This is a genomic window from Streptomyces sp. NBC_01707 (assembly GCF_041438805.1).
Classification (GTDB): Bacteria; Actinomycetota; Actinomycetes; order Streptomycetales; family Streptomycetaceae; genus Streptomyces.
In genome coordinates, this window is the sequence record NZ_CP109190.1 from 7429986 (window position 1) to 7441813 (window position 11828).

Below are 11828 nucleotides of genomic sequence, written 5' to 3' on the forward strand. Positions count from 1 at the left end.
ACTTGCGAAACCCTGCGACTTCTTGCCAACACGGAACGCCCGGAAATAGAGTCCCTACATATTCACGATCAGGAACTCTGTTCAGAATACCGAACAACTTCTGATGTGTGGCAGTGGAGCGGAAGGAAACACGGTGGCAGCAGCACCAGTCTGGAGCGTCGACCCCCGCACCGGGAACCCGCGTGAGCAGGTTGCGGTGGAGGCTACAGCGGAGGAGGTCGACCGTGCGGTCAGGGCGGCACATGCCGTGCGGGACTCGCTGGCCGACCGCACCGTACGCGCCGCCTTCCTGCGTACCGCGGCCGATCTGCTCGCCGAGGCCGGCGAGCACGTGATCGAGGCCGCCGACGCGGAGACCGCACTCGGCCCGGCCCGGCTCACCGGTGAGCTCGCCCGCACGGCAGCCCAGTTGCGGGCCTTCGCCGAGGTCGTCGACGAGGGCGCCTTCCTCGACATCCACATCGACCACGCGGACGCCACCCGGACCCCGCCGTGGCCCGACCTGCGCCGCTACAAGATCCCGCTCGGCGTCGTCGCCGTCTACGCGGCCAGCAACTTCCCGCTCGCCTTCTCCGTACCCGGCGGCGACACCGCCAGCGCCCTGGCGGCCGGCTGCCCGGTCGTCGTCAAGGCGCACCCCGACCACCCCGCCACCTCCGAGCTGTGCGCGTCCGTGCTGCGCCGGGCCGCCGCCAAGGTCGGCCTGCCCGAGGACGTACTGATCCTGGTGCACGGCTTCGAGGCGGGCGTCGAGCTGGTCAAGCACCCGCTCGTGGCCGCCGCCGGCTTCACCGGCTCGATCCGCGGCGGGCGGGCGCTGTTCGACGCGGCGGCCGCCCGGCCCACCCCGATCCCGTTCCACGGCGAGCTCGGCTCGCTCAACCCCGTCGTCGTCACCGAGGCGGCCGCCGCCGAGCGCGGCGAGCAGATCGGTGCCGGGCTCGCGGGCTCGATGACCATGGGCGCGGGCCAGTTCTGCACCAAGCCCGGCTTCGTCCTGGCGCCCACGGGCGAGACCGGCGACCGGCTGCTGAAGTCGCTGACCGACGCGGTCAGCGACAGCGAGGCCGCGGTGATGCTCGACCACCGGATGCGGGACGCCTTCGTCGCAGGTGTACGGGCCCGGGCCGAACTCCCGGACGTGGATGCCCCCGTCACCCCTGGTGCGAGCAGCGACCACACCGTCTCCGCCGGCTTCCTGACGGTACCGGCGCACCTGCTGGCGACCGAGGGCCCGCACGACGCGCTCCTGGAGGAGTGCTTCGGCCCGGTCACCGTCGTGGCCCGGTACGCCTCCGAGGGCGAGGTCACCGCCGTCCTGTCCCGGCTCCCCGGCAACCTCACCGCCACTCTCCAGATCGCCGAGGAGGGCGCCGACGCCGACGCCCCCGGACTTCTCGCCGCCCTCACCCCGCTGGCCGGCCGGGTCCTCGTCAACGGCTGGCCGACGGGTGTCGCGGTCGCCCCCGCCCAGCACCACGGTGGCCCCTACCCGGCCACCACCTCCACCTCCACCTCGGTCGGCGCCACCGCGATCGAACGCTGGCTGCGTCCGGTCAGCTACCAGACGACACCGGATGCCCTGCTGCCGCCGGAACTGCGCGAGGACAACCCGCTGGGTCTGCCGCGCCGGGTGGACGGACGCCGCGCATGACACCGAGTCTTCCCGAACTCCCCTTTGAGCTGCGGTCGTTCGGCCCGGATGGGCAGTGGTCGTACGAGGACGGTGTGCTGACGGGTCGGGCAGGCGCCCGACAGGACCGGTTCGTACCGCCCGGCGGCGACGCCCTCGACCCGGCGAGCGACGCACCGCGCCTGCTCGGCGTGGCACCGGACGGCGACTTCCAGCTGATCGCCCGGGTGAACGTCGGCTTCGCGGCCGCCTTCGACGCCGGGGTGCTCTACCTGCATGTCGGGGAACGGGAATGGGCGAAGCTCTGCCTGGAACTCTCCCCGGCCGACCCCACCGTCTGCACGGTCGTCACCCGCGGTCGCTCCGACGACGCCAACGCCTTTGTCGTGGACGGCGAAAGCTGCTGGCTGCGGCTGAGCCGCAACGGCGGCGCGTTCGCCTTCCATGCCTCGGCCGACGGCGAGAAGTGGACCTTCGTCCGTGTCTTCGCCCTCGGCGACGCGGAGGGGGCGGCAGCCGCGTCGATCGGCTTCCTCGTCCAGTCGCCGACCGGCGAGGGCTGCGAGGCGTCGTTCGACCGGATCGCCTTCCGCCCGACCGGACTCGACGATCTGCGCGACGGCAGCTGAGCCGCCTCGCGTCCGTGCCCGTCCGTCGAGCGGACGGGCACGGACGCGACACCGGACCGGGGCACAGCGCGTGGCAGCGACCGTGACCGGTGCCGCCGCGGCCACCCGGCCGCCGAAGCGACTCCCGCTCGTCGCGTACGACCGAGGCCGTTTTCCCGGACGGTCGGCCGGGCGGACCGGCGTCGCAACCGCGGGCCGACCCGTCGCGTCCCTCCCCTCATGATCAGAATTGCCACGCCCGCCGATCTCGACGCCATCGTCCAGCTGCACACCGAGGCCCGCGCCACCTACTACCGGGGCCACCTCCCGGAAGAGGAGTACGCGGGCGCCGCCGAGGTCGGCCGCAGCCGAGGTGGCTGGTCCCGGGCCATAGACCGCCCGGACGCCACCGTGCTCTGTGCCGAACGGGACGGGACCCTCGTCGGCGTCGCGGCCTTCGCCGTACGCGACGGCGTCATGCACCTCACCCAGCTCCATGTCTCACCGTCCCACTGGCGTACGGGCATCGGCACCGAACTCCACACCGCCTGTGTCGACGCCTGGCGGCAGGCCGGAGTGGACAGCACCCAGCTGGAAGTCTTCGTGCACAACACCCGTGCCCAGTCCTTCTACGCCGACCGGGGCTGGACCCCCGACCCCGACCACCCGCGCGCCGGCACCCATCTGATCCTGCGCCTCACGGTGAGCTGACGACCACCGTCCTCGCCGGAGCCTCACCACGCGCCCTTGGGACCGGAGTTGGGCCCTGGGGCCCAAGACTCCGACCCGCGGTGCCCCTAGCCTGAACGGGCATCACTCTGCTTGTCGGCAGGTCTGGTTGGGGGAGACAAGGCATGTCCGCGATCGGTGGCATACCCGCGTACGGAGGTGACGCTCCGGCGCCGGGTGAGGGGCGACGGGAGCTGCCACGGGCACTCGGAGCGGCCCGCATCCTGCTGCATGTCCTGTTCGGAGCCACCGTGCTGGGCGGCCTCGGGCTGTTCGGCTCCGCGCTCGCCGCGGACGCGATGGGCGGCGTGGTCATCGGCCTCGCGCTGTACGGGGCCGCGCCCGGAGTCCTGGGCTGGATGCTCTCGCGACGCGCCTGGACCGGCGGCAGGGGCGTATGGGGCGGCCTGATCGCCGTACAGGTGTGGCTGATCCTCGGCGGCCTCGCCAACATTGCGAACGGGTCGGTGCACGGCTTCACCCAGGTGTTCCTGCCCGTACTGATCCTGGTGTTCCTCACCCGGACGCAGAGCCGCGAGTGGTTCCGGCTGCCGCCGCGGGCCCGGGAGGACAAACCCGAGTTCTCGTTCTCCCACATGATCACCTGGCGGCGGGACCGGGGGCAGACGGCTCTGGAGTACCTGGGCCTGGTCCTGATCGTCGTGGCGCTCATCGGCGCGCTGGTGCTGAGCGGAGTCGGCGGCCAGATCACGGACCGCCTCCAGGCGGCGATCTGTTCGCTCACGGGCACGTCGTGCGAGGTGACGGGCACCGGCAGCGACACGGTCGGGGCCGGTAGGACCGCGGGCGGTACGGACGGGGGTGGTTCGGACGCGGGCGGCAGCGCCGTCGCCGGGGGTTCGGACTCGGGCGGCGCCGACAACGGCGGCACGGTCGCCGGCGGCACGGGTGCGAACGGCACCGGCGGCGCGGGTGGTGCGAACGGGACCGGCGGCGCAGGTGGTGCGAACGGCACCGGCGGCGCAGGTGGTGCGAACGGCACCGGCGCGGGTGGTGCGAACGGTAGTGGTGGCTCCGGCGGCGGTGGTGCGAACGGCGCCGGTGGCTCCACCGCCGGGACAGCGAACGGCGGCTCCACCGCCGGGACGGCGAACGGGGGCGCCGACGGAGGCTCCACCACCGGATCCGGCGGCGGCACCGGCGGACCCGACGGTCCGGGCACCGACACCTACCCCGAGACCAGCACCGAGCCCGAGGCCACGTACGACACCCCCGTCTCGGACGCCGACTCCGACGACTCCGACGACTCCGGGAGCGACGGGGACAAGAAGGAGGACTGCGGCGGCTGGGGCTTCTTCGGCTGTGCATGGGACCGCACCACCCAGGTCGTCAAGGGCCTCGCCGTCGACGGTGTCTGGGGTGATGTCACCGGCATCATCGACCTGTTCAAGCCCGAGACCTGGTCCGGCCTGGCCGACTACGGCAAGCAGCTGGGCAGCACGTGGACGCAGGACTCCAAGGACGCCGGGAGCAAATGGGACAAGGGCGACTACTTCGGTGCGCTCGGCGACTGGGGCAAGGCCTCGCTCAACACCGTCGTGAAGGTCGGCGACGACATGTTCGTCGGCGACGAGGTACGGGACCGCTGGAACAACGGAGAGAAGACGCGGGCCGTCACCGACGTCGTCTGGAACATCGGATCGCTCTTCATCCCCGGCTACGACGTGGCGAAGGTCGTCGGTAAGGCCAGCAAGCTCGGCAAGCTCGGCAAGGTCGCCGCGAAGGTGGCCGAAGCAGCCGAGAACGCCGGGAACGCCGCGCGTCGCGCCCGTAAGGCCGCTGAAGTCGGAGACATCGACGGTGTCCGCAAGGCGGCCAAGGAGGCCGACGAGGCGGCGGACGAAGCAGAGGATGCGGCGCGCAAGACAGGCTGCAGCATCGCCCTCGGCCCCCGGGTGCGATACGGCGGCCACGGTGGGATCTCCGGGTCCGGAACCGGGGTGCTCGCCGCTGGGCCCCCGAACCATGTGATCCTCGCCGACGACGGCTGCGACAAGGCGGCCGAGGCCAAGGCGAAGGAGGCCCGGGAGCAGGAGCGGGCGGCCTGGACGGACAAGAAGCGCGCCGAGGAGAAGGATCGCGCGGCCAAGGCGCTGGCGGACAAGAAGCCGTATCCCGATCCCAAGCGCAACGACACTTCCGACCCGCGCAACTACAACCCGCCGGACTGGGCCGACGATCTCAAGGACCCGGAACTGGGATCCGCGGACCTCGGCGACGGCTACTGGGCGAGTCGCGATCGCAACCCTCCGCCCAACTGGGAGAACGAGTCCTGGCTTCGTTACCAGGAACAGATCACCGGCACCAAGCGCGGCAAGGAGTACGTCGTCGCGCACCCCGACGAGGGCGTGCCGCAGGTGGAGTACGACGGCTGGGACTCCGGTCGGCAGACGTTCCTGGAGGCCAAGAACGGTTACGAGAGCTACCTCTCCAAGAGCGACAAGAGCACGCTCACCGATTCCGGCAAGCAGAAATTCGTCGACGAGGCTCAGCGCCAGATCGACGCGTCCGGCGGCCGTGCTGTCGAATGGCACTTCTCCAACCCGGATGTGGCCAAGGCCGCCCGCAAGGCGTTCCGGGAGAAGGGTCTGCGGGTCAAGGTCGTCTACACCGTGCAGAAGACGGGGGACAGCACCAGGAAACCGGGGGCTTTCGACTAGCGTGGACGGGGTGCTTGCTCGGGCCGGACCAGGGGACGGCAGATTTTGGAGGCAACATGCGACGTGTGGTGCGGGGCTTCTGGGGGCCCCGGGTGGAGCCGGCCGAGGCGCTGGCCCGACGGTGGAAGCTGACCCTGGACCAGCTCACCGGGCTTCTTCCGGCCGGCGGCTCCGGTGCGGTTGCCGCTGACGTGCGGACGTGGCGGCAGATCCGCTCGTCCGGGCCCGCCACCGATCTCCTGCAGGACGAGGAGTCCCTTCTCACCGCCCTGCACGCGGCTCAGGAAGCCGACGGCTGGTCGGCCCGTATCGGCTACGGACTGCAACTCGTCCTCGCGGCCGAGCCGGACTGGAAGGTCGAGGTCAGTGGGACCGGCGGCGGTACTTCGGAGTTCCTCCTCCAGTCGGTGGTGATCGGCATCAAATCGCCGGACAGCGCCGAGATCCCTGACGCCGAACTCCTCACCGCTGTCGCCGAGGTGTGGGAGCCGGACTTCGGTGATGTCACCGATGACGACGTGCTCGACGCCCTGGAGGACGACGGTGGCTTCGCTGTCGGTGAGCCCTCCATCGGTTGGATCGGCTATCTCTCCCCAGGGCGGGCGGCTCTGCTGCCGGACGGCGTGGCGGCCGCCCGCAAGGAGCTGCGCGGTGGAGGCGTACTCCTCGACATCGCTCCACGTGGCGACGCGAAGGACGTGCTCCGGGCCTACCTGCAGCTGCGGGACGCGGGTGTGCTGCAGCCGCTGCCCAGCCCGATGGAGCGGGCCGCGCTGTGACGGCCCGGATGGGCGAGGCGTTCGATATCGATCGCGCGCTGTCCGACATCGAGGCGCTTCTCGCCGGGCCCGTACCCGTGGCCGGCCCGACGGACAGCGAGGGCGACCCGGCCACGGGGGAGTGGACCACGACCTCGGGCGAGGGCTTCCGGATCCTTCCGCTCTGGGAGAGTGACAGCCTCGTCGGCGTGTACGCGCCCGAGTGGAATGACGTGGAGGAAGCCGCCCGCGGGCATCTGGACGACCTCGTGGCGGAATTGGACCGTCGGTGGGGTGCGCACCGGAAGGTGGGCATGCGGGTGCCGATCTTCCGGAAGATCGCGGACGAGCCCATGCCGCCGCTCTTCCAGGCGCTCTGCGACCAGGACTGCCGCGGTGACCTGTCGGTGTGGGGGCCGGTGGCCGCCGGCCCCGGCGCCGCGGTCGTGTGGGTCGCGGCCTCCGTCAACCAGTGCGACGGCGACGCCCCGATGATCATCGTGGCCCTCGTCAGTGACCGCCCGATCGTCGAGCTGGAGGAGTAGGGCCTCTCGGTCCGGTCGGGAATGACAGGGTCCGGGCGCGTGTTCACGCAGGAGCGGAGGGTGCCTCCGTGCTGCCCTCGCAGACCTGCGCCCAGGGCGGCCGCACGATCCATCTGTACAACAGCCTGGAGAGAAGAAGAGTCATGCGCGTCGAGATCTGGAGCGACATCGCCTGCCCCTGGTGCTACATCGGCAAGGCCCGCTTCGAGAAGGGCCTGGCGGGGTTCGCCCATCGCGACGAGGTCGAGGTCGTGCACCGGTCCTTCGAGCTCGACCCGGGCCGCGCCAAGGGCGACACCGCCCAGGTGATCGACATGCTGGCGCAGAAGTACGGGCGTACCCGTGAGGAAGCCCGGTCCATGGAGGCGAACGTCGCGGCCAACGCGCAGGCCGAAGGGCTCGGCTACCGGACCGAGGGACGCGACCACGGAAACACGTTCGACATCCACCGGCTGCTCCACCTCGCCAGGGCCCGCGGACGCCAGGACGAGCTGCTGACGCTCGCCTACCGGGCGAACTTCGCCGAGGAGCGCTCCGTCTTCGACGCCGAGGTGCTGGTCGAGCTGGCCATCGAGGCCGGGCTCGACGGCGACGAGGCGCGGGCCGTGCTCGCCGACCCGGAGGCGTACGCGGCCGAGGTGCGGGCCGACGAGCAGGAGGCGGCCGAGCTGGGCGCCAACGCCGTACCGTTCTTCGTCCTCGACCGGCGGTACGGGATCTCCGGCGGCCAGCCCGCCGAGGTCTTCGCGCAGGCGCTGGAGCAGGCGTGGAAGGACCGTCCGCTGACCACGATCGGCTCGGACGGAGCGGCCTGCGACGCCGACGGGGCCTGCGAGGTTCCGCAGGCCGGCGGCCAGGGCTGACCCTGAGCCGGCCTGGCCGGCCGCTGAACCGCATCGATAAGCATTGCTTGGGGTTACCCCTCAACTCTTCGTGATTGACGATGAGTTGAGGGGCGTTCAGGCTGGACGCATGGAGATCTCCTCGCTCACCCAGGCCGTAGCCGCCGAGTTTGCGCCCAAGTCCACGTATCTCAACACCTCCAGCTGCGGGCTGCTGCCCCGCCGAACCGTCGAGGCGGTGAAGACGCTCGCCGACGAGAACGCCGCGGGCACCGGTGCGGGCGCAGGCAGCTTCGACGCCGTGGACGCCGCACGGACCCGGTTCGCCGGGCTCGTCGGTGTCGATCCCGACCGGGTCGCCACCGGCAGCTCGGTCGCCGTCCATGTCGGACTGATCGCGGCGTCGCTGAAGCCCGGTGACGAAGTGCTGGTGCCCGAGGGGGAGTTCAGCTCGGTCGTCGGACCCCTCTCGGTCCGTGGGGATCTGCGGATGCGGTACGCCCCGCTGGACGGCATGGCCGAGGCGGTGCGGCCCACGACCGCACTGGTCGCCCTCTCCTCCGTACAGTCCGCCGACGGCCGGATCGCCGACCTCGACGCGGTTCGCGCGGCGGCCGCCGCGCACGGCGCCCGGGTCCTCCTCGACGCCACCCAGTCCGCAGGCTGGCTGCCGCTGGACGCCGGAGCGTACGACTACACGGTCACGGGCGGCTTCAAGTTCCTGCTCTGCCCGCGCGGTACGTCGTTCCTCACGGTCACCGAGGAGGCGCAGGAGACCCTGTCGCCGCTGTACGCGAGCTGGGTGGCCGGCGAGGACCGCTGGAACAGCACGTACGGACCCGTCGGCCGGCTCGCCGCCACCGCGCGCCGCTTCGACGAGGCGCCCGCCTTCCTCGCGTATCACGGTGCCGAGCGCTCCCTCGCGCTGATGGCCGAGATCGGCATCGACACCGTGCACGCCCACAACACCGCGCTCGCCGCCCGGTTCCGTAGCGCGCTGGCCGGTATCGGCCACGAGCCGGTGCCCGGCCGGTCCGCGGTGGTCGCCGTGCCGGGACTGGGAAGCCACGAGTCGGCGCTGGCCCGTGCCGGTATCGCGGTGTCGGTCCGGGCCGGGAATCTGCGGGCGGCCTTCCATCTCTACAACACGCAGGCCGATGTGGACCACGCGCTGGAGGTGCTCGCGGGCTGACCGGTCAGCGGCCTTCCGGGCAGCTATCGGCCTCGCGGGAGAGGTTCTCCTCGACCTTGGCCAGCAGCCGGGCCAGCTCGGTGCGCTCCGTCGCGTCCAGACCGGCGAGCGTGCGCTCCTCCAGATTCGACCAGGCCCGCTCCACATCCGAGTGCAGGGCGCAGCTGTCCGAGCTGGCCTCGACCAGGACGGCCCGCCGGTCGTCCGGGTCGGGGCGGCGGTGGACATGACCGGCCTGTTCGAGCCGCTGGAGCATCTTGGTGACGGTCGACGGATCGAGGTCGACCGCCTTGATCAGCTCCGACTGGCGTGCCGCGCCCGCGTCCCACAGGTACATCATCAGGAACTCCTGGCCGGGGTAGAGCCCGGCGCACCTGAGCGCCTTGCCGGCGGCGATCCGGTGCAGCCGGGCGACCCGTGAGACGGCGTGGCTGACCGGGCCGCCGCGGGCGGCACTGGGCAGCTCGGTACAGACGGGGTCGGCGGATTCGGCCTTCATGCGGGACTCCTCGGGGGCGATGCTCCGGCTGCGGCCTGTCCGGCGGATCGGGCCCTGGCCCGGGGCTGGTTCCGGCGCTCTTCACGAACTTTACCTTGGTCGGCCAATCAATGCGTTACAGTGGCGCAGGACGAAATACTTGGCCGACCATGTAATTTTCCTTAGGGGTTTTCATGACCACCGCATTCGACCCGATCGACCTGTCCGGCACCCAGCTCGCCAACCGCATCGCCATGGCCCCGATGACCCGCAGCCGTGCCGGTGACGGCGGTACCGCCACCGAACTCACCGCCGAGTACTACGCTCAGCGCGCCTCGGCCGGTCTCATCATCACCGAGGGCATCCAGCCGTCCGTCGTCGGCCAGGGTTACCCCTTCACCCCGGGGCTGCACAGCGCGGAGCAGGTCGCGTCCTGGCGCAAGGTCACCGACGCGGTGCACGCCGCGGGCGGCCGGATCTTCGCCCAGCTCATGCACACGGGCCGCATCGGCCACCCGGTCCTGCTGGCGGACGGACTGACCCCGGTCGGCGCCTCCCCGGTCAAGGCCGCCGGGCAGGTCTACACCCACGTGGGACCGAAGGACTTCGTCGAGCCGCGTGAGCTGACCGACACCGAGATCCGGCAGACCGTGGCCGACTTCGCCTCCGCCGCCCGCAACGCCGTCGACGCGGGCTTCGACGGGGTCGAGCTGCACGGCGCCAACGGCTACCTCATCCACCAGTTCCTCGCGCCCAACACCAACCGGCGCACCGACGAGTGGGGCGGCTCGGACGAGGCCCGCATCCGGTTCGCCGTCGAGGTGGTCAAGGCCGTCGCCGCCGAGATCGGCGCGGAGCGCACCGGGCTGCGCATCTCCCCCGGGAACTCGTACAACGACATCGACGAGCCCGCGCCGGACGCCGCCTACACCGCGCTGGTGCAGGAGATCGAGCCGCTCGGCCTCGCCTACCTGCACGTCCTGGAGGCGAAGGAGATCCGCGAGCTGACCCTCGCGCTGCGCAAGCAGTTCTCCGGCACTTTCGTCATCAACGTGCTGACGGACGGACCGACCGGACCGGACGACCACTCGGTGATCGACGACGGGATCGCCGACATCATCTCGTACGGTGCGCTGTTCATCGCCAACCCGGACCTGCCCGCCCGGCTGAAGGCCGGCGGCCCGTTCAACACCCCGGACCCGTCCACCTTCTTCGGCGGGGACGCGAAGGGGTACGTCGACTACCCCGCGCTGGGAGCCTGAGGACCTACGCCGAGTCCCGGCGCACCAGTTCGGTGGGGAGGATCACCGCGGCCGGCTCCTCCCCGCCGATCCGGGCCAGCAGTACCCGTACCATCTCGGCGCTGATCCGGTCCCACGGCTGCCGGATCGTGGTCAACTCGGGCCGGGACGCGAGCGCCGCGGGCGAGTCGTCGAAGCCGCCGACCGCGACGTCCTCCGGCACCCGCCGCCCGGCCTTCTCCAGCGCGGCCAGCACGCCCTGCGCCATCAGGTCGGAGGCGACGAACACCGCGTCGAGGTCGGGGGTCCGCTCCAGCAGCAGCGTGGCGGCCGCCTCGCCGCTCGCCCGGCTGTAGTCGCCCGGGACGATCAGCGCGTCGTCGGCGGGCAGCCCGCACTCGGCGAGCATCTCGCGGTAGCCCGCCAGCCGTTCGACGCCGCCGGGGGTGTCCAGCGGGCCGCTGACCGTACCGATCCGGCGGCGCCCGGACTCGTACAGATACCGCACCATGTCCCGGGCGCCGTCCCGGTCGTCGGCCGCCACATAGCTGACCTTCGAGCCCTGCCCGAGCGGCTTGCCGCAGGCGACGAGCGGGACCCCGGCCTCGTGCAGCCGGGCGGCGACCGGGTCGCCGGAGTGACTGGAGACCAGCAGCACCCCGTCCACGTGGCCGGCGATGTACCGCATGTTCCGGCGGCGTTCGGCCTCGGTCCCCGCGATCATCAGCAGCAGCGGGATGTCGTGCGCGGCCAGTGCGGCGGTGCAGCCCCGCAGCAGCACATTGAAGTTCGGGTCCTCGAAGAACCGCTCCTGCGGCTCGGTGAGCAGGAACGCCACCGAGTCGGAGCGGCCGGTGATCAGTGACCTGGCGTGCCGGTTCACCGTGTAGCCGGTCTTGCGGATCGCGGAGTTGACCGCATCGAGCGCGGCCGGGCTGACGTTGTGCCCGCCGTTGAGCACCCGCGAGACCGTGCCGCGCGAGACACCGGCTTCCCGCGCCACGTCGTGGATGGTCGGCGGCCTGCGGCGTCCCGTGCCGGACTGTCCGTGCCGTCCGGGCTGTCCGGGCTGTTCTGTGCGGCTCATGGTGCATGATCTTTCATCAATGGAAGCCCTGGCG

General features: G+C 71.5%; 10 protein-coding genes and 1 pseudogene. 9 read left to right on the top strand and 2 right to left on the bottom strand.

The genetic code is table 11. From position 1 onward, the window contains the following. Positions 1 to 133: 133 nt before the first annotated feature. From OG963_RS33315 to OG963_RS33350, 8 genes and pseudogenes are all read left to right on the top strand, one after another. Positions 134 to 1654 (top strand): aldehyde dehydrogenase (NADP(+)), encoded by a 1521-nt coding sequence (locus OG963_RS33315; RefSeq protein ID WP_093771903.1) that lies wholly within the window; start codon positions 134 to 136, stop codon positions 1652 to 1654. After that, the gene (locus tag OG963_RS33320) at positions 1651 to 2262 is read left to right on the top strand and encodes a DUF1349 domain-containing protein (RefSeq protein WP_030919965.1); all 612 of its coding nucleotides are present in this window, start codon (positions 1651 to 1653) and stop codon (positions 2260 to 2262) included. The genes OG963_RS33315 and OG963_RS33320 overlap by 4 nt, the downstream gene beginning before the upstream one ends. A 183-nt stretch (positions 2263 to 2445) precedes the next feature. Continuing rightward, positions 2446 to 2952 (top strand): annotated as a pseudogene (locus OG963_RS33325) (N-acetyltransferase family protein); the annotation flags it as partial. A gap of 143 nt (positions 2953 to 3095) precedes the next feature. After that, entirely contained in the window at positions 3096 to 5651 is a 2556-nt protein-coding gene (locus OG963_RS33330) for a Tox-REase-5 domain-containing protein (protein ID WP_093771905.1), read from the top strand. A 56-nt stretch (positions 5652 to 5707) separates the two neighbouring features. Next, the gene (locus OG963_RS33335) at positions 5708 to 6430 is read left to right on the top strand and encodes an Imm52 family immunity protein (protein WP_371799766.1); all 723 of its coding nucleotides are present in this window, start codon (positions 5708 to 5710) and stop codon (positions 6428 to 6430) included. Beyond that, positions 6427 to 6954, top strand: coding sequence for a hypothetical protein (locus OG963_RS33340; protein ID WP_093771908.1), 528 nt, complete (start codon positions 6427 to 6429; stop codon positions 6952 to 6954). The genes OG963_RS33335 and OG963_RS33340 overlap by 4 nt, the downstream gene beginning before the upstream one ends. Before the next feature lie 143 nt (positions 6955 to 7097). Then, entirely contained in the window at positions 7098 to 7817 is a 720-nt protein-coding gene (locus OG963_RS33345; RefSeq protein ID WP_371800337.1) for a DsbA family oxidoreductase, read from the top strand. 109 nt (positions 7818 to 7926) lie between these two features. Next, positions 7927 to 8988 (top strand): aminotransferase class V-fold PLP-dependent enzyme, encoded by a 1062-nt coding sequence (locus tag OG963_RS33350; RefSeq protein WP_093771909.1) that lies wholly within the window; start codon positions 7927 to 7929, stop codon positions 8986 to 8988. Positions 8989 to 8992: 4 nt separating this feature from the next. On the opposite strand, the gene OG963_RS33355 is transcribed toward OG963_RS33350, so the two are convergent. Next, positions 8993 to 9487, bottom strand: a complete 495-nt coding sequence (locus OG963_RS33355) for a MarR family winged helix-turn-helix transcriptional regulator (RefSeq protein WP_093771910.1) — start codon at positions 9485 to 9487, stop codon at positions 8993 to 8995. A 173-nt stretch (positions 9488 to 9660) separates the two neighbouring features. Between OG963_RS33355 and OG963_RS33360 the strand changes: the two genes are divergently transcribed. Beyond that, positions 9661 to 10728 carry an alkene reductase gene (locus tag OG963_RS33360; RefSeq protein WP_093771911.1) on the top strand — a complete coding sequence of 356 codons (1068 nt, stop codon included), beginning with the start codon at positions 9661 to 9663 and terminating at the stop codon, positions 10726 to 10728. A gap of 4 nt (positions 10729 to 10732) precedes the next feature. On the opposite strand, the gene OG963_RS33365 is transcribed toward OG963_RS33360, so the two are convergent. Then, a complete protein-coding gene (locus OG963_RS33365; RefSeq protein WP_093771913.1) occupies positions 10733 to 11794 on the bottom strand; it encodes a LacI family DNA-binding transcriptional regulator in 1062 nt (353 codons plus the stop codon). Positions 11795 to 11828: the final 34 nt, after the last annotated feature.